14 protein-coding genes and 1 pseudogene are annotated in these 18,736 nt (G+C 46.1%); 8 read left to right on the top strand and 7 right to left on the bottom strand.

The window, feature by feature from the left end; translation table 11 throughout:
• Positions 1 to 15: 15 nt before the first annotated feature.
• Both D8S93_RS11790 and D8S93_RS11785 read left to right on the top strand, forming a co-directional pair.
• Positions 16 to 528 carry a 2,4'-dihydroxyacetophenone dioxygenase family protein gene (locus D8S93_RS11790; protein WP_152813350.1) on the top strand — a complete coding sequence of 171 codons (513 nt, stop codon included), beginning with the start codon at positions 16 to 18 and terminating at the stop codon, positions 526 to 528.
• Positions 529 to 532: 4 nt separating this feature from the next.
• Positions 533 to 1,591 (top strand): zinc-binding dehydrogenase, encoded by a 1,059-nt coding sequence (locus tag D8S93_RS11785; protein WP_069496962.1) that lies wholly within the window; start codon positions 533 to 535, stop codon positions 1,589 to 1,591.
• A gap of 84 nt (positions 1,592 to 1,675) precedes the next feature.
• Here the strand turns inward: D8S93_RS11785 and D8S93_RS11780 are convergent, their stop codons facing one another.
• Together D8S93_RS11780 and grxB are read right to left on the bottom strand one after the other, a co-directional pair.
• Positions 1,676 to 2,800: an alkene reductase gene (locus tag D8S93_RS11780; protein ID WP_152813348.1), complete on the bottom strand. Its 1,125-nt coding sequence runs from the start codon at positions 2,798 to 2,800 to the stop codon at positions 1,676 to 1,678.
• A gap of 10 nt (positions 2,801 to 2,810) precedes the next feature.
• Complete coding sequence (grxB, locus tag D8S93_RS11775; RefSeq protein WP_152813346.1) at positions 2,811 to 3,440, bottom strand: glutaredoxin 2; 630 nt, start codon at positions 3,438 to 3,440, stop codon at positions 2,811 to 2,813.
• Positions 3,441 to 3,655: 215 nt separating this feature from the next.
• Between grxB and D8S93_RS11770 the strand changes: the two genes are divergently transcribed.
• Complete coding sequence (locus D8S93_RS11770) at positions 3,656 to 4,591, top strand: LysR family transcriptional regulator (RefSeq protein ID WP_152813344.1); 936 nt, start codon at positions 3,656 to 3,658, stop codon at positions 4,589 to 4,591.
• On the opposite strand, the gene D8S93_RS11765 is transcribed toward D8S93_RS11770, so the two are convergent.
• On the bottom strand, positions 4,544 to 5,455 hold the full coding sequence (locus D8S93_RS11765) for a LysR family transcriptional regulator (protein WP_020841841.1): 912 nt from the start codon (positions 5,453 to 5,455) through the stop codon (positions 4,544 to 4,546). The genes D8S93_RS11770 and D8S93_RS11765 overlap by 48 nt on opposite strands.
• Before the next feature lie 220 nt (positions 5,456 to 5,675).
• Here D8S93_RS11765 and D8S93_RS11760 point away from each other — a divergent pair, with 220 nt between their 5' ends.
• Entirely contained in the window at positions 5,676 to 8,555 is a 2,880-nt protein-coding gene (locus D8S93_RS11760; RefSeq protein WP_152813342.1) for an MGH1-like glycoside hydrolase domain-containing protein, read from the top strand.
• Positions 8,556 to 8,661: 106 nt separating this feature from the next.
• Here D8S93_RS11760 and D8S93_RS11755 read toward each other — a convergent pair whose 3' ends face one another.
• The gene (locus D8S93_RS11755) at positions 8,662 to 10,230 is read right to left on the bottom strand and encodes a DEAD/DEAH box helicase (protein WP_152813340.1); all 1,569 of its coding nucleotides are present in this window, start codon (positions 10,228 to 10,230) and stop codon (positions 8,662 to 8,664) included.
• Between the two features lie 718 nt (positions 10,231 to 10,948).
• Here D8S93_RS11755 and D8S93_RS11750 point away from each other — a divergent pair.
• From D8S93_RS11750 to D8S93_RS11740, 3 genes and pseudogenes are all read left to right on the top strand, one after another.
• A pseudogene (locus D8S93_RS11750) lies at positions 10,949 to 12,293 on the top strand (diguanylate cyclase domain-containing protein).
• Positions 12,280 to 13,596, top strand: coding sequence for a glycosyltransferase family 2 protein (locus D8S93_RS11745; RefSeq protein ID WP_047008068.1), 1,317 nt, complete (start codon positions 12,280 to 12,282; stop codon positions 13,594 to 13,596). The pseudogene D8S93_RS11750 and the gene D8S93_RS11745 overlap by 14 nt, the downstream one beginning before the upstream one ends.
• A gap of 1 nt (position 13,597) precedes the next feature.
• Positions 13,598 to 14,635 (top strand): HlyD family secretion protein, encoded by a 1,038-nt coding sequence (locus tag D8S93_RS11740; protein WP_152813338.1) that lies wholly within the window; start codon positions 13,598 to 13,600, stop codon positions 14,633 to 14,635.
• 62 nt (positions 14,636 to 14,697) lie between these two features.
• On the opposite strand, the gene D8S93_RS11735 is transcribed toward D8S93_RS11740, so the two are convergent.
• Positions 14,698 to 15,408 (bottom strand): biotin/lipoate A/B protein ligase family protein, encoded by a 711-nt coding sequence (locus D8S93_RS11735; protein ID WP_152813336.1) that lies wholly within the window; start codon positions 15,406 to 15,408, stop codon positions 14,698 to 14,700.
• A gap of 195 nt (positions 15,409 to 15,603) precedes the next feature.
• Between D8S93_RS11735 and D8S93_RS11730 the strand changes: the two genes are divergently transcribed.
• A complete protein-coding gene (locus tag D8S93_RS11730; protein ID WP_152813335.1) occupies positions 15,604 to 15,930 on the top strand; it encodes a DUF4156 domain-containing protein in 327 nt (108 codons plus the stop codon).
• Between the two features lie 106 nt (positions 15,931 to 16,036).
• Here D8S93_RS11730 and D8S93_RS11725 read toward each other — a convergent pair whose 3' ends face one another.
• Together D8S93_RS11725 and D8S93_RS11715 are read right to left on the bottom strand one after the other, a co-directional pair.
• A complete protein-coding gene (locus D8S93_RS11725; protein ID WP_152813333.1) occupies positions 16,037 to 17,065 on the bottom strand; it encodes a hypothetical protein in 1,029 nt (342 codons plus the stop codon).
• A gap of 411 nt (positions 17,066 to 17,476) precedes the next feature.
• Entirely contained in the window at positions 17,477 to 18,625 is a 1,149-nt protein-coding gene (locus D8S93_RS11715; RefSeq protein ID WP_152813331.1) for a PLP-dependent aminotransferase family protein, read from the bottom strand.
• Positions 18,626 to 18,736: the final 111 nt, after the last annotated feature.

The following is an 18,736-nucleotide window of genomic DNA, read 5'->3' as shown; positions in this document are numbered from 1 at the left end:
GTGAGGATGTAAGTTATGTCATTACCAGAAGTTATTCAGCATCAAGATTTCCTATTAACTCTTAATACTAATGAAGAGTCGATCATTAAAGACGCGCTACCGGGTGTTGATGTTTACCCGCTGTTTCTTGACCCAGAAAATGGTACGTGGGTGATTCGCGCCAAGTTCAAACCGGGTATCACTCTGCCTAAGCACTTCCATACTGGTGTGGTGCATTTCTATACACTGAGTGGCGCGTGGCACTACATCGAGTATCCAGACCAAGTCCAAACCGCTGGTAGCTACTTATATGAGCCGGGCGGTTCGATTCATACCTTTCACTGTCCAGAAGAGTCGGGTGGTGCAGATGGCTTTATGGTGATCCAAGGTGCGAACATTAACTTTGACGAAGAGGGTAACTTTCTCAACATCATGGACGCAGGTTGGATTGAGCAAGTGGTGGTTGCCGCTGCCAATGCGCAAGGTTTTACTGCACGCTACATCAAGCCGGGTGTGATTGCTGGCCTGAGTGATGATCTTGCGGAGTAATCTCATGCAACAGATGAACAGTATCGTAATGCTGGATGGCCGTGTCCGCCTGCAGCAAGTCGAAATACCCCAGCCCGCAGCAGGACAAGTGTTGGTTCGCAGCCTTGCCTGTGGGATTTGTGGCTCCGACCTACACATTACTCGACACGCCGATGAAGTATTTGATGTATTCCACCAGCTTGGATTGATGCCTGATGAAGTAGGTGAGCACGCTCAAGTGATGTTGGGACATGAGTTCTGTGCGGAAATTGTCGAATACGGCGCTGACACGCAGCAAACGTTGCCTGTCGGTAGCCGAGTCACGTCTGTGCCGATGTTGCTCAGCCAAAATGGCGCAGGCGTTGGCGTCACTCCGGGTACTTACGGCGCTTACTCTGAGTATTTCCTACTTGATGAAGCGCTCCTACTGCCAGTGCCCGACGAAATGCCGTCTGAAGCGGCAGCGTTAACCGAGCCGCTGGCGGTCGGTTTGCATGCGGTCAATCGCAGTGAAATCGAAACGGAAGATACAGCGCTGGTTGTCGGTTGCGGCCCTATAGGGCTGGCGGTGATTGCAGCGCTCAAACAACGCGGTGTGAGCAACATTCTTGCGGTCGATCTTCAGGAAGAGAAGCTGCAACTTGCCAGCGAGTTTGGCGCAAATCGATTGATCAACCCGACCAAGGAGGACGAGATCGCCGTCGGGGCACAGTATGGAATGAATTCACGTTTGGTCATCTATGAGTGTGTTGGCAAACATACTTTGATTGATGATTTCATGCGCCGTGCTCCCGCCCGATCTCGAATCGTTGTATCAGGCATTCATACGGCTCCAGCAACCATTAACTACGCGTACGCGACGGTAAAAGAGCTCGATTTGAGATTCTCTTACTACTACCAACCGCAAGAGTTTGAGCAATGCCTTCAAGCGATTGCCGAACACAAGTTGCCTTGGCAGAAAATGCTTACCGCCAAAGTGGGAATCGATGGTGTGGAAGATGCGTTTAGACAGTTAATGACGCCAAATGATCACATCAAAGTCGTTATCGAACCTTGGCGCAGCGGCGCGTTAGAAGTGATTTAACTCTTAGCCAGATTAAGCTAGCTAAAACCAATTCTAGTTTGGTGACAGCCCCAACCGTAGCAGCTAGGTTGGGGCTTTTTTTTGTTAGGCCTGTTCTGCGTATTCCTGTTGCAGAGCAGGGTAATCGGTGTAGCCTCGTTCGTTTCCGCCAAACAACGTTGAGCCATCGAGTTCTGCCAACGGATGGTGATGTTGCAAGCGAGAGACTAAGTCTGGGTTTGCTACGAATGGTCGTCCGAATGCGACAAGATCCGCGTAGCCTTTCTCTAACACTTCGTTTGCTCGTTGAGGATCGTAGCGACCTGCGACAATGATAGCGTTGCGAAAGCGCTTTCTAAGTTCGATTCGAAACGTCTCGGGAATCGTTGGTGCATCGGCCCAATCGGCCTCGGACAAGTGCAAGTAGGCAATGTCGCGCTCCTGTAGCTGTTTTGATGCTTCCAAGATTGTTGGCACGATATCTGGGCAGTCCATATCTTTAAACGTAATGAATGGTGCCAATCTCACTCCAACTCGATGCGCACCGACAGCGGCGATAACTGCATCCACTACTTCGATAAGAAAACGGATACGATTTTCTCGTGAACCGCCGTAGTTGTCTGTTCGATGGTTTGAGTTGGTTCTTAAGAACTGATCGATCAGATACCCATTCCCGCCGTGGATTTCTACCCCATCAAAACCCGATTCAATGGCGCGTTTGGCTGCGTTCGCGAAATCACCGACAACTCGGTTGATGTCCGCTTGTGTCATGGCGCGTGGCTCAACACAATCGACCAGATTGCCGTTGCCTTGTTCATCCGCAATCCAAACTTGCGTCTCTACCGGAGCGAGCGCAGATGGTGCGATAGGCTGTTCACCATTTTGGAATGTTGGGTGAGACACTCTGCCCACATGCCATAGCTGACAAAACATCGCTGCGCCTTGTGATTTGACCGCTTGGGTCACACCCTGCCAGCCCGCCACTTGCGCATCGGTGTAAACGCCAGGGGTGAACGAGTAGCCTTGAGAATCGTCCGAAATTTGTGTGGCTTCGGAAATGATCAGCCCGGCAGAAGCGCGCTGTTGATAATACGTTGCCATCATCTCATTCGGGATGTTGCCCGGCTGACTGGTGCGTGCGCGAGTCATTGGTGCCATGACAATACGGTTTTGTAGTGACAACGCTTTTAGTTGAGCTGGTTCAAACAGCTTATTTGTTCTTTGTTTCATGTTGCGCTCCTCAGATAAGTACTGGCACGTTGGTCGCTTTACGAGCGGTTGCCATCCAGTGAAGTACGGCTGGATCCCATTGCACTTCGGGCGCACTGAAAAAGCCGCGTAGAATGGAAAACATAATGGCTTGATCAACCAGTGACGTTTGCTTTTCTGAACTTAGGTTGAGCAAGGGTTTAGTTTGTTCTATCAAAGCGGCGACTTCTTTCGCAATCGCAGGTGTATCGTTAATCAAAGCTTCAAAATTTAACGCTTCGGTTTCTTTTTTTGCACGCCATGCTTGTTTCGCGGTTTCTGTTGCAAATTCCGGTAACGTCATGTTTGACCAACGCGGATATCCGACTTTTTGTAGCGGTAAAAACGCTTGTTTTTGCCAGTCTAAAACCGGTGTTGAGGGTTGGCTGCTTTCATTGGAAGATGCCAATTCAAGGAAGTAGTTGATGATGTCTAAGCTTTCCGCCATGGCTTCACCATTGTCTTTGATCAAAAGAGGAACTTGTTTGGCGCCGATGATGTTTGTGGTGGTGCTCTCGTCGTCATAAGCAATGTTGATGACGTCGAGCTGAATATTCAGCATGCCTGCAACAAAACGGACGCGGGCGCTAAAGGGGCAATGTTCATAAATGTACAGTTTCATGTTTTGTTTCCTATCTCTGGCTGGGCAGGGCGTGTTGTTGTGCGTTGAACACAGTGACGCCGAATACAGCTTTACGGCGTTTAACTTTGCCCTGTCACATAATGTTCTGGGTCTAAACAATGTCGATAGGGCCAGTATATGGATTCGACTTAATTTGATAATTGGGTAATATCTGAATTGATTATTCAGTTTTTCTAAACAATAAGGGCGCGAAGATGGATAAGTTTTCGGATATGACGTTGTTTGTCAGCATCGTTAAACATCAAGGTCTGGCAGCGGCGGGAAGGGAGCTAGGTTTGTCTCCGGCGACGGTAACGGCAAGGCTGCAAGCGATAGAAGAACGCTATGGTGTAAAGCTGCTCAACCGAAGCACACGCCACGTATCACTCACGGACGCCGGGGCAATGTACCATCAAGCTTGTCTGAACATCATTGATAGCGTGAAAGAGACGGAAAACTTACTGCAAACGGGTATTTCGCAAGTGCGCGGAACGTTGAAAATTTCAGCTCCACGAGATATTGGCAAACAAATTATTTCGCCGATGGTGTCGGCTTTTTCTGAGCAATATCCGGATGTGACGCCTTATCTTTATCTTAATGACAATTTGTCGAACTTGGCTGAATCGGGGCTCGATTTAGTGATTCGTTACGGCGAGTTAGCGGACAGCAATCTCATTTCGCGCAAGCTGGCATCGAGTCAACGCGTACTGTGCGCGTCACCTGATTATTTGTTGAAGCAAGGTATCCCAAACTGTCCTCAAGATCTCGCGGATCATCGCTGCTTAGCCATGGTGCGCAGCAATGAAGAATTAAAAACGTGGCACTTTAAAGATGAAGAGTCTCACCAAACGATCACGGTCACGCCAAAGCGCTTTTCTGATGATGGTGAAGTGATTCGACAATGGGCGTTGGACGGTGCGGGGATTGCGTTGAAATCGATTTTAGATATTCAGCAAGACCTAAAACAACAACGTTTAGTAACGGTTTTGGATGGGTATATGAAAAACTTCAGCGCCTTTTCGCAAGGCGCAGAAGCGGATCTGCATGTCATTTATCAAAGCCGCAAATATCAACCGAAAAGAGTTCGCCTGTTTTTGGACTTTCTAGTTGAGCAATTTAGCGCGCTGAGTGATACCAGCAATCAGATCTAGATGCGATTCAGAGGTTTCTCGGCGGTGGCGATAAATCCCGACGGTGCCAGGGTTTGGTTCGTTTTCCATGGTTAAGCATCGTAAGCCAAAGGATTCCAAATACGGTTGCAGATGGCGGGTATAAGACATCACCGCGACGCTTTCTTTCAGTACATCAATACTGGCGAGCAGAGAATCCACTTCGTAAGTCGGTCTGTCATCCAGTTGCTGCCTTTCGCGTTCATTTTGTTTCGGGATTGGGTTATCGATGACGTGAGCGAATTTCTTAGCGTCATAAGTGACCGAAAGAGCAGGGTATTCGTGCAGCATCTCTTCGGTGACGGTTTTACCTAGCAGTGGATGGTTTGGTGAAACAAAATAGGCATCAACCGTTTGAAATAACGGAATAAACGTAACATCGCATTTAGACGACAAGCCGACAATCTCGTGGCCGATGAAGAATTCAATCTGTTCGTTGATTAATGAATCCATCAAGCCTAAGTGGTTGCCAAATTCGACGTGCGTAGATGCCGATGGCTGCTTGGTCAGATGTTCATTGAGTGCTTGTTTGACGAACAGCGGCCACCACGCATCGCCAGTACCCATTTTAATTTTTCCGACTTGGTACTGTTTCCGTTCATCAATGCTTTGCATCATTTGGTTGTATTCATGCTGCATTGCGTTGCTATGGCGATAGAGGATGCGCCCGTATTCGGTCAACACCATGCCATTAGGGTGACGTTCAAACAGCGTCACGCCGAGATTCTCTTCCAGCTTCTTTAAATTGCTTGTTACCGTTGGCTGGCTTAACCCTGCCATTCTTGCCGCAGCGCTGATGCTTTGGCAGCGTGCAACCAGTAAAAATTGCTGCAGAGATTTGTCCATTTTCTTTCCCCTCTAATAACGAGGGGTATTTTGCACAATTTCATTTATAAATCACAAATCTGTAATCTCATTTGATTGAAATTATGCGCATTTCATAGATCTAAATCACTATTGGGGTTTGACGTATAGATGTTATCTATAGCTCGCTCCTGACTTCCTATTTTCCCCTCAAAAGGGTGTTCTTTAGACTGTCGCCAAAACAACAATCTAAGGGATGAACATGAAACCGAGTTTTATTGCGCTTGCTGTCGCGTCTTGTATTGGTCTTGCTGGATGTGGATCAGATTCCTCTGATGCGCCTGTGCCGGTCGACAAACCAATTATTTCAGCCGACTTATATTTACGTGGTTTAAATGGGGATTGGGGCACGGCAGAGCATGCCAAGCTAAACTATTTGGGTAATAACGAGTACGAAACCGTACTGCGCGTCGCTCGAGGTAGCAATCAGTTCAAGATTGCTGATCCGGGTTGGCAGATCCAATACACCTATTTTGAGGAGCCCGCGACGTTCGATAAGGCTCAGGAGTACCTGCCAAAACCAGACACGAATGAAGCGTGTATGAACGATGATTGTAACTCTGAGATCACGTTTGAAGACAAAGGGTATTACAAGTTTTCTGTGAGCTTTGCCGATGAAAGTCGCGCGACAATGACTGTGACGAAAGCAACGCAAGAAGAAGCGGAAAAATACTACTCTGATGCGATTCTCGACCCTGCAATGGTGCATGAAGGGCATCAGAGTAAAGAAGTGAAACTGTTCGCCAATTACGATGATTCGAGTGATACCGTGATTTTCTCGGTGAAAGATCCTAAAGCTGAGCTACGTGAATTTGGTATTTCAACGACGACAGAATTGCGTGATGCGCTCGACCAAGGCTTAGTGATTAATGAGCAAACAGGGCCGCGAGTGGTGTCGGGTGATGTCGCGTTTGATGCGTTGTTTGCGTTGACGATGAAAGAGCTAGACCAGCTTGCCGTTTCTGAAATCAAAGACGGCAATTACAACTACAACAACCCAATCAAAGTGGAAGTTTTTGAGACGGGCGCGAAGTGGCATTACGTATGGACGCGTGATTTGGCGTACGCAGCAGACCTTTCGCTTGCATTGATGAATCCAACTCGCGTGCAAAATGGTCTCAACTTTAAACTGTCTGCTTTCCGTGACACAACCGATCAGCAATACGATGGCGAACAGATTGTCCAAGATACGGGCACGGGCGGTAGCTGGCCAATCAGTACCGACCGCACGACTTGGGCGCTGGGTGCAGAACGCTTACTTTCGGCATTGGATGGAGAAGAGTACAACCAGTTTGCTGAGCGCGCATATAACGCTATCAGTAATACACTTGAAGCCGATCGCCTTGCGGCTTTTGATGCGAAATCTAGTTTATACACTGGTGAGCAATCATTCCTCGATTGGCGTGAGCAAACGTATTCAACGTGGACGCCAAACGATGTCAATGCGATTGGTAGCAGCAAAGCGTTATCGACAAACGTGGTTCACTACCGCGCGATTCAGCTCGCGGCTAAGTTGGCAGAGAAGTACGATTCAACCAACGCGGTCAAATACACCGAGTGGGCTGAGCAGTTAAAAACCGCTATCAACGACCAGTTTTGGAATGCCGAACGCGGTATGTACGTAAGCTATTTGTTTGACAATGGCAAAGACATCGCGGTCGACAAATACGACATGTTGGGTGAAGCGTTGGCGATCATCAGTGGCGTGGCAAGTGATGCGCAGGCGAAACAAATCATGGCCAATTACCCACACAGTGAGTTTGGCGTGCCGGTTTATTTCCCTCAACAACCAGACGTGCCTGTGTACCATAACCGCGCAATTTGGCCATTTGTTACCGCGTACAGCTTGCGCGCCGCGCATCAAACACAAAACGTGGCAGCAGCGAACAATGCCATTCAATCGTTGGTTCGTGGTACGGCAACCAATTTATCCAACATGGAAAACTTAGAGTGGCTTTCTGGTAAGTCATTCATCATCCATAGTGATCATGGCGAAGATCCGAGCTTGGATGGCCCAGTGATTAACTCTCAGCGTCAGCTTTGGTCTGTGGGTGGCTACTTGAACATGGTGGTAGAGACCCTATTCGGCATCCATACCGAAACAGGTAAGTTGGAAGTGAAGCCGTTTATCACAAGTTGGGTGCGCAATAACTTGTTGGCTCAGTCTGAACAAATCACGTTGGAAAACTTTGCCTTTAAAGGAAAGAACTACTCGGTAACGATTGACTTGCCTGAAGTAAGCAAAGATGAAACAGGTTACTACCCAGTTGAAAATGTCACGATGGACGAAGAGGGGCATTTCCACGTGACACTGGGCGCGCTTGTGAATGTAGATAGCAGCATTACTTTAGTCTCTGGTGTGAAACCGTATGTGAGTGAAGATAGCCGCGTTTATTCTCCGCAAGAGCCAACATTGGTGGTAACAAGCGTTGATAATTCGGTTTCGATTGACGTGACGAGCAAGTACAACGTGAACTTGTATCGCAATGGCGAGCTGATTCAAAAGAACGTGATTGCTCAATCTTATTCCGATACGCCAACAGGTTTTGCTTGTTATTTGGCTGAAAGCATTAACGATAAAGGCTTCCGTTCTAACCCAAGCCAACCAGTTTGTGTCGGTGAAGAGAGCCGCATCAAACTTGCTGGCGAATATCAGCCACTCAAAGACAATGTCTCAGTGGTTACGGTGAGCAAAGACAGTGGCATCGTAAAGGGTGCAGAGTCGTTTACAGCTCCTGTAACGGGCACTTACCAGTTCGATGCTTGGTACAACAATAACCTAGGGCAACTTAATACTGGCATTACGAATACCGTGAAATTGTTAGAGGTATTGGATGATGCAGGCAAAGTGGTTGGTCAAGGTTATTTGCAGATGGGCCATATTGGTGAAAACCAAGGTATGCGTTACTCAACGCCAATTGAAGTGGCGTTGGAGCAGGGGAAAACCTATCAGATCGCGCTGAAGGATCACTTCAATATGAGTTACCTCACATCGAATGAAACCTACATCTACGCTGGTGGTATTGAGGGTGAAAAGAACGAAGCGCAAATCGCAGATATTCGAATCACACCTTTAATGTAGGCTGTTTTAACAACGCTGTGTTCTAAAAAACTGTGTTCTAAGAAAAACAAAGCCGCTGAGATTATCAGCGGCTTTGTTGTATTTGCTATCGGTGGCCGTTTACAGATTAGTTTGCAGCCTGCGGACGAGGTTTACGGCGCTGACCTGATGGTTTGTTTCCTGCAGGTTTAGCATTGTTTGGCTTGCGGTTACCAGACGGTTTACCAGCGTTGCCACTCTTATTACCGTTTGGTTTATTTCCACTCGGTTTATTGCCATTTGGCTTGTTGCCGTTAGGTTTACGGTCATCTGGTTTGCTGTGTGCACGACCTTGGCCTTCACGGTTGCCTTTAGGCTTACCCGCACCGCCTTGGTTGGTGCTGTTTTTGTTGCCGTTGTTACCACCGTTGAAGCGACGTTTAGGTTTGTTTGCACCATTGCCTGCTTTCTTTTCGGTTACTGGGGCGTTTTCACTTGCAGCATTTGGTGCTTTTGGTTTTTTCGGCTTCTTAGGTTTTTTCGGTTTGATTGGGCGAGTATCCAGTTTAGATTCTGGCACTACATTGGTTGGCGCAAAACCTTCCAACTCTTTACGTGGTAGCACTTCTTGAATCAAACGTTCAATCGCAAACAGCTCAGATGCTTCCAGCGCACAAACCAGTGAAATCGCTTTACCTACTTCGCCAGCACGGCCAGTACGACCAATACGGTGAACGTAGTCTTCTGCCACTTTAGGTAGCTCAAAGTTCACCACTTGCGGTAATTGAGGAATATCGATACCGCGCGCAGCAATGTCCGTCGCGACCAACACACGAATTTCACCCGATTTAAAATCCGCCAGTGCTTTGGTACGCGCGCCTTGGCTCTTGTTGCCGTGGATGGCAGCAGCCGGTAGGTTTTGTTCGATCAGGAACTTCGCCAGACGGTTTGCGCCGTGTTTCGTTTTCGTAAACACCAGCACTTGCTTCCAATCGCCGTCTTTGATCAATTTAACCAACATCGGTGCTTTCTTCTTCACGTCTGCTGGGTAGATGCTTTGCTCAACCGTTCTCGCCGTCGAGTTTGCCGGGTTAACGGAAATCTCAACCGGGTTGTTCACCAAGCCTTTCGCAAGGTCGCGGATTTCATCCGAGAAAGTTGCAGAGAAAAGTAGGTTCTGACGCTGTTTTGGTAGCAGAGCTAGGATCTTACGAATGTCACGGATAAAGCCCATATCTAGCATGCGGTCTGCTTCGTCCAGTACTAGCACTTCCAGTTGGTCGAACTTCACTGCATTTTGGTTGTACAAATCCATCAGGCGGCCTGGTGTCGCGACCAACACATCCGCACCTTTGCGAAGACGCTGCATTTGCGGGTTGATCTTCACACCACCAAAAACAACCGCACTGCTTAGTGGAAGATGACGGCCGTACATAAATACGTTTTCTTGCACCTGAGCTGCAAGCTCACGTGTTGGCGTTAGGATCAGTGCTCGAACTTGGTTAGCACGAACGCGAGGGCCGTTCGATAAACGCTCAAGAATCGGTAGCGTAAAGCCTGCAGTTTTACCTGTACCAGTCTGCGCTGCTGCCATTACGTCTTTCCCTTCCAAAATAGCAGGAATTGCTTTTGCCTGAATTGGCGAAGGGGTGTCGTAGCCTTTTTCTTGAATAGCTTTAAGGATTGGAGCAGATAGACCTAAAGAGGTAAAACCCATATGTATGATTCTCAATTGTAGAGTTAGATAACAACGCGCCGAAAACAAATCGGTACGAAAAGTGCGACATTCTGAGGCTTTTACGCGCTGGCTTCAACTAATTCTGTTATGGATAAATATTTGAACTGGATCTCATTTCTTTTTTGAACAAAAAAGAGCATAGAAAAGTGACGTAGATTCATTCTGTAGTTTGAATGTGTTACGTGTTCTTTCAGAAAAAACAGCGAGACAAATGGTGATTATTAATCATTCAAATGGCTTAAAAATACTTGTTTGATAAACAATCAGAATGATTGAATGTTATTCAGTGTTTTGCCACTCAATTTTAATGGGAATTAGTTAGTAAAGTATTACCAAGTCTCAGATTTGATACATGTCGGTATGGTTAAATGCTGAGCAGAAAGGAATCGACTGATATAAAACAATGAGCTTGATGTGAATGCAAGGATCTCATTCATCATCAAATCGCACTATTATCCCAGCTTGCTAACAAAAGGTTGTACTATGCGCTTTGCTATCCGATTTCTCTACTCACGGCCTCCTTCACACTTTATTCAGAGATCTTTCTGCTTTTACTGCCTGAGTTAAAGCTCTCTAAATATTTGTTCTATTGTTGTATTTAACGGTGGCAAGGCTTGTCTACCTAGAGTGCTTTGTTACTGCAAGTTCTATATTTCTGATGTTATGAATTAATTTTGTGGTTGTGAGAACTAATAAAATGTCGTCAATAAATAACAATTTCTACTGGGTTGGTGAACAGCCTGTCAGTGAGTTAGCTGAAGATATGGTTTTGGTTAATCATATTGATGAGGTGGCAACGGGACTCGGTGGCATGGTGTGTATTGCTTATCAAGATCCACACCAAATAGATACTGCTCTGAAAGCGTTTTATCAGGAGAAAGGGCGTTGGTCTTGGGCGGTTTATGTCTCCGTGGAAACCCCTTATTCTCGATGCGTTACCGACGGTGTATTTGAAGTTAGAGAATCAATAAAAATTTGGCGATCTATTCAAAATAAGCTCGATGCCATTGATGAACCGGAAGTGTTAGACCCTTTGATTGGTTGGCTTGGGGTCAATCGTCAGCGAAGAGTGACTGCTTTAAAAAGCTTAGAGTCTATGTCGGTTTATTCGTACCCAATCATTGATATGTTGTTTCCTGATATTTATTCGACTTATCGATACGTGTTCTCAGAGCAAGGTCGCGGAGTATTAGAAGCGGAAGTACTGATCGATAGAATTCGTGTTTGTTCCCATTGCAACAGCGGACACTTGAATTATGTAGAGGTGTGCCCGGATTGCAGCAGCATCGATATCGACTCTCAAAGCTCTTTGCACTGTTTCACTTGTGGCCATGTTGGTGAACAACACAGCTTTCAGCGACGTGGAAAGCTTGAGTGCCCTAAATGTTTGACCCAGCTGCGCCATATCGGTGTTGATTATGATCGCCCGCTTGAAAACCACGTTTGTAATAGTTGCTCCAGTTTATTTGTTGAAGCGGCGACGATCAGTCAATGTTTAAGTTGTGACTCAAAGATCAAAGTCGAAGAGCTTGTTGTCCGTAAAATTTACCAATATCGACTTGGTGAAGTGGGTGAATACATTTTCCAACACGGTAAGTCCATTCAAGCTCCTGAACTCTCGATCAAAGGCAAAGTGGAAGTCAGCTTTTTCCAAAATTTGCTTGCATGGTTAAATAAAGTCGCGCTGAGACACAAAGAACAGCACCTTCTACTTGGACTGCATTTACCGACGATCGATGAATACGGTAAGCAATATGGCGATGCAAAATTATTCTCATTGATGGATCAACTGACGCGTCGTCTTAGCGGCTTGTTTAGAGATACCGATATCTGTTGTCAGTACAAACAGGATGTGTTGCTTGTCCTAATGCCAAATACGACCAACGCGAGCCTGTCCATTTTACAGCAAAAGTTGTGAACTTGTTGAAGACGAAGAGTTTGAGTTGGATGTCTTTGCTTGGGACCTGCCCGATCCGATCATTGAAGACGGTGTTTCTGTTTGGATGGAATCGCTGATGGGTGAGATTTATGCTGCAAGATAGTCTCGTTCTGCTCGACTATCTTCGAGGCATGCTACTTCACAATGAAGAGTTATGGCTATTGCTGTTTCCCGTCATGATCATTATCGAGCTACCTCTATATTTGCTGGTGCTAACAGGGATATTTCGTTGGTCATATGCGCAAGAAGACCCAGAATTAAAGCGGTTTCCTTCAGTGAGTTTCGTTATTACTTGTTATGGTGAAGGTGACGCGATTGGGATCACTATCGATACGTTAGTTGAGCAAGTTTACCCAGGTCATATCGAAGTACTTGCTGTGGTTGATGGGGCGGTACAAAACCAAGATACCTATCAAGCCGCGTTAAATGGTGAGAAAAGGCATGCAGGCGTTCGTAATCGTAAAGTGCGTGTGTTGCCAAAATGGCAACGAGGAGGCCGGGTTTCAACACTGAATGCTGGCTTATCAATGGCTAGTGGTGAAATCGTCATTAACGTGGATGGAGATACGTCATTCGATAACGACATGGTCTTCACCATGATGAAACAGTTCGCGGATAAAAATGTGATTGCGAGTGGTGGTGCGTTAAGAGTTCGCAACCATAACGCCAACTTGTTGACCAAAATGCAATCCTTGGAGTACATGCTGTCGATGCAAGCCGGTAAAACGGGGATGGCGACATGGGGAGTGCTTAATAACATTTCTGGCGCATTCGGAGCGTTTCGGAAGAATCTGCTTAAGCAAGTGGGGGGCTGGGATACGCATACCGCAGAAGATCTCGACTTAACCATGCGCTTGAAGCAATACAAACGTCGTTACCCTGATAATAAATTGGCCTTTTCGACGCACTCCATCGGCCATACTGATGTACCAGATACGTTGAAAGGTTTGGTATTGCAGCGGTTGCGTTGGGATGGCGATTTATTGTTTTTGTTTTTGCGTAAACACAATGAAGGGTTGTCTCCACGGCTACTTGGTTGGGGGAACTTTTTATTCACTTTGGCTTATGGCGTGATTCAAAACGTTTTATTGCCGCTGCTTGTGGTGATATTTAGCGTGTACATGGTGATTGTCTATCCACTTAAATTTGTATTGGCGTTGATGCTAATGCTCTATTTTGTCTACCTCTTCTTATCTGCTCTGATTTTTGTTGTCTACATTGGGCTTGTATCAGAGAGAAAAAAAGAGGATTTGAAGTCAGCGAAATGGTTATTTCTTTACCCTGTCTACCAGTTTTTCATGCGTTTGATTACCGCTTTCTCAATGGTTAATGAAGTTGTGAGGAGAAGTCATGAAGAATCGAGTATGGCACCTTGGTGGGTATTGAAGCGAGGTAAAAAGTTTTAGTATGAAAGTTAACTTTCACTTAGATAAGAAAAACAAGCCGCAGTCTGAGAACGGGATGAAAGTCGTCTACGGACAGGCAAAGCGTGGCGGTTATCGTCTCCGTTGGTACTTGATTTTAGCGATTGTAATCAGTCCGCTTTTGTTTATGGCTTATTATTTGTTTAGAACGCAAGTGTTAGTGACGGCGCCTGCCATAATCACGTCACATCCACTTACGGTGACGGCAACTCGCTCTGCCATTGTTGGGCCAGTGCCTGTGAATGTCGGTACGGAAGTGACTCAGGATCAAGCGCTGCTGTTGTTAAAAGATAATGCGTTGAATAAAGAGATTGATTTCATTAAAGATGAGCTGGTGAAACTGTCTAAAAATCAGGTGCAAAGTACTGATGAGCTATACAAAAGTGCTATTGAAAGCTCAGCCGAAGGCTTGAAGAAGGTCCGTGATATTCAGAAAAAATACGACCTTTACAGAAAGAAAGGGCAAGTGTCTGAGGTGGATTACGCGGCTATTGTGAGTGTGAATAACTCACTGAGCAATCAGTTAAGCAGTCAGAAAATTGCTTATGTGGATGCGATGCGTAACTTGGAAGAGTTAGAGTTGGCTGGTCCAGTGACACAAGAGTATCGTTCTTTAATGCGTGAGCTGGTAGTAAAGCGTGCTCAACAAGAAGATCTCACCTTCCGTTCTCCTATGGACGGTCGTGTACTCGATATTCATGTGCATGAGGGGCAAAATGTATCGGAAAATACGCCATTGCTCACGATTGCTCGCAACGTGACACCTGAAATTACGGCTTTTCTAAATCCTAAATACCTCGAATACAGTAATATAGAAACCAAAGCAAAAGTCGTATTTCCTGATGGTCGAAAGTTTAATGCGACGGTATCGAAGCCGGTTGAGGTTGTGAACAAATTGCCTTCGGAACTTCAAAGCCCATTTGAAGGGCAGCCTGCCTATTTAAAAGTCACACTGAGCTTTGATGAGCCGTTGGAAAAAAGTCGATGGATTGAAGGGGTCGAAGTGGAAGTTCGCTTTTAACGTTGGTTGATTGAGTAGGAAAGGAGCGAAAAGCTCCTTTTCTTTTGGTTGTTAACGCGCCTTTAGTTGCCTTTAGCATGCATTAAAAACGCGTTAGTCAGTTGCTGAAAGAGTGAATCTATCGAGGGGCGGTCGGATATATGATTGAAGAGCGGTGTGTGGACATCACCACGAATATCATCGTTGTGACCGCACAGTTGATTACACAATTTTACCGGTGCGACAATCTTTTCAACGTCGGCATCAATCAGAATGCATGCTTGTGATAACACCACTTGTCCACCGCCTTTTTTCAGTAAAACGCGCTGCGCGGTTCCCACAACTTTTTGACCACCAATATTGAGGTTGTACTCGCCATCACAGTAGGAATAAGGCGTAGCATGGACATCTACTTTCACGCCCTGCTGCTCAAAGAAAACTGTCAAAATCGCACACAAATCGAGATACGCTTTCTTGATGTCGTAAGGCTCACCGTCTGGCCAGTGATAGATGTGGGATAGATTAATAATACCCGGTACTTGAGGGACGGGGGCACCGCCAGTTTTACGAGAAAAGAGTTTCCAGCCAGACGCATTTAACGCATGTTCTAACTCGTTAGAAATAGGCCACTTTTTACCTGCGGGAAGCACGAGCGTCGGGCTTTTTACTTGCCAAAGTAATAGCACTTGCGAGAGTTGGTTGGACTGAACTTGTTTAATGAGCTCATCTTCTTTTTCAAATGCATCAGCGACTTCCGTAGCCGTGTAGCGAATTAGCTTATTTTTAGAAACCAGACTCTATCCCTCATCCGTATATTATCGCTACTGTTTTATCTTAGATGTCATGTGATTACTAGCGGTATACGCTGCCTTTAGAGTTTTCTTCGCTTCCATTATTTCTATTTAAAGGGGCGATAGAAATATTTTGTTGGTCATCACATAAGCAATTCATAAAATCCGCCATCTAAATAATTTTTAGGCGATATGACTATGAAAAAGCGAGTGATGTGTCTTGCGTTAGCGGCATCATTGACGGGATGTGTGACGTTCCCGACCCAAGAATCTGAGCAAGTCCAAGTGCTTTGGGACAACGTGAGTGCGATTGAAAACTGCGAGCTAATGGGAACGGTAATTGGCTCGGAAGGGCACTTTTATGATTATTGGCTGCACGCAGATAAAGACATGGTCTGGGGTACGTTAAACCAAATGCGCATCAAAGCGGCAGATTTAGGCGCAGATACATTGTATTTATATGAGCCGTTGGACTTCTCCACATCGGTTACCATGTTTGCTAATGCTTATAAGTGCAAACAGTGATAATTTTACTTTTCCGAAAGCAAAGACAGGCGAAATGTGCCTGTCTTTGAGTTTGCTGCCAAACAACAAGTTTACGTCTGTGCGCGTTGTGATGAGCACTTTTCAGCTAATTTACATTCGCTGTAGCCACGGCCGTCGTGTCAGAAAACGACAGCGTGAAGTTTTGTTCGGTATTCAATACTTTGGCTGGGAACTCTAAGCTTAACTGTGCGTGTGGTGCGACTTCTGACGCGATACTGGTGACGAATTTTCGGGTTTCACCCGGAGAGATTGACAAGTTGTTTCCCCCTCGTGATGAGAGCTCTGCGATTCCCATGGTTTCAAGCGTATTACCCGCAGTATCTGCTAAGTTCAACAAAGACTCCGATTTATACACTAGCTCTCCGCTTTCGGTGCGATAGGCATTAAACGTGTTGAAGTTTGGCTGTAATGAACCTTGTGAACCGACGTTAGTGACGGAAAACGTCACATTAGAGCCATCAAAATTCTCGACTTTCACCAACACGTTACCGTCTTGGTAACGAGCTGCTGCGGCAGCACTGGCTTGCTGTTTCTGTCTCTGTTGTTCTTTCTCGATGTTGCTTAACTGTTCCTGCTCGCTAGCAATTCTATTTTCTGCCATGGCGTAAGATTGATCCACCATTGCTAACAAAGCGGGGATTGAATACAACGTGAGACCTTCCAAATGGTCAAAGTCGATTTTGGCATGCTGAGTAAGTTCGTGGTTCGAGAACTGGCAGTAACCATCAATCAAGCTAACAAATGCGACTTCAAAAGTGCCTTGTAATCGGCTCACTTCCAGTGCGGCTTTTTCCAAATCTGAGCGTACTTTTCTGATCTCTTCCAATGTCTTTTGTGGCAAACGTCCATTGGGTGACACGTCGTTGGAAACCGAGACCAGTGCTTCGGTCACAAATGGATTGTTTTTGGCTGGAATCACCGTGGTGATGCGGTTGGATTTAGTGATGTCTTCGCCCAGTAAAACCATCATTTTTTGCGATACGGCAGTTGTGTTGCCCGCTAAAACATCACTACAGTTTGGAGACGTATTCGCATACGCGGCGAATGCGGTAAAAAGTGAAAAGATAACGGACCAGCCAGTGGCGACGAGTCCTGTCGTGGTTCGAGTGTTCATCCTGATAACCCCTCTGTCATTTGGTGCGATTCACTGACGTAATTGCCAATCAAAAGACTGGCTCGCGACATTCAGAATGGTTCTGGTCAATCCTTCGTAGTGGGTATGCCCGCAGATGCTTTCTAGTCGTTTACTCAATCGCTAAGCCACGACTGAGTAAAGTGTCTGAAATTGAGAACATTAATGCTGCGAAGTTGATGTCTTTTGTTTGAAAGATAGACGTAACTTTTCTAACCATCAAATACGTGATTAGGTTCTCATTTTTATATGAGTGAGAGGATCAAGAGAAAACAGGTACTTACTGTAGAGAGTTGATTTGAGAGAAAATATAAAATTTTTTGGGGAACTTTTTTGATGCTGCCTTTGAGACTTTTTCGAATCTCAAAGGCAAATTCTAACGCATGCGCTTAATTACAAAGCGTTGAGTACATCCGCAAGTCGAGTGATAGCAGTCGTCAGTTCTTCTGGTGTGGCATTGGTAAAGTTAAGACGCAGAGCGGCTTTTACCTTTGAACCTTCCGGATAAAATACCGGGCTAGGCACCACAGCAACCCAGTTTGCGAGAAGAGTCTTCGCAAGTTCGAAGGTGTCGCATTCTGGAATTTCGACCCATACAAACATGCCACCATCGACAGGTTTGAGTACGCAACTTTCTGGCAGCTGTTTTTGCAGCTCAGCAAACATGACATCGTAACGCGATTTGTAAAGCGCACAGATGGTTGAAATGTGCGTTTCGAAGTTGTCATGTTGCAGTAGACCATGCAGCAAAGCTTGCATAGGAATACTAGAGTGCAGATCGGCACCTTGTTTGATTTTGATGAGTGGCTCAAGGTAACTGCGTTTGCCCGTTACCACACCAATACGCAAGCCTGGAGAGGCGATTTTGGAGAATGAACGCAACACGATGGAGTGCTGCGGGCAGAAATCCGAAACCAGCGGTAGTGCTTCACCAGAAAAACGCAGCTCGCGGTATGGTGCGTCTTCAATGAATGCCACGTCGTATTGGATACAAAGCTCGGCAACTTTTTGGCGAGTCTCTAGCGCCCAGCATACGCCCGTTGGGTTGTGAAAATCAGGTACGGCGTAGAACATTTTTGGTTGCTGCGTGGCAAAGCATTGCTCGAGTTCTTCAAGGTTTGGGCCACACTCGGTTTGCGAAACGGTCACGATGTTGGCTTGCACTAAACCGAATACTTGCATAGCACCAAGGTAGCTTGGTGCTTCCATCACCACTTTATCGCCCGTATTCACGTACGCACGCGCAATCAAATCTAGCCCTTGCTGAGAACCCGTTGTGATCATCGCCAAATGAGATTCTGGCAGCTGGTAATAATCGGTCAAAAAGTTAAGTAGTGGTGCGTAGCCTGCTGTTGCGCCATATTGAAACACCTCTGGCATGTTCGCGAGGTTTTCGAGCGTCGGTTTCATTAAGTCGATCGGGAAGGTTTTTTCGTCCGGTAAGCCACCCGCAAGAGAAATGACGTTCTTATCGCTCGCTGCTGCGAGGATCTCTCGAATGTAGGATGACTTAGTTTGTTGTAATGACTGTGCGATTTCCATGTGCTGTGCTTCTCGTAATTGTCTTTTTTTTATGTCAGAAATAGTATAGGTAAATTGCCAAGCTTGGTGTGTCCATTTATGCTGTTAAACATGTCCATTTATGCTATTTAA

It is taken from the genome of Vibrio sp. VGrn 2, assembly GCF_009361695.1.
Classification (GTDB): Bacteria; Pseudomonadota; Gammaproteobacteria; order Enterobacterales; family Vibrionaceae; genus Vibrio; species Vibrio diabolicus.
This window is presented reverse-complemented; position numbering and strand designations above follow the sequence as displayed.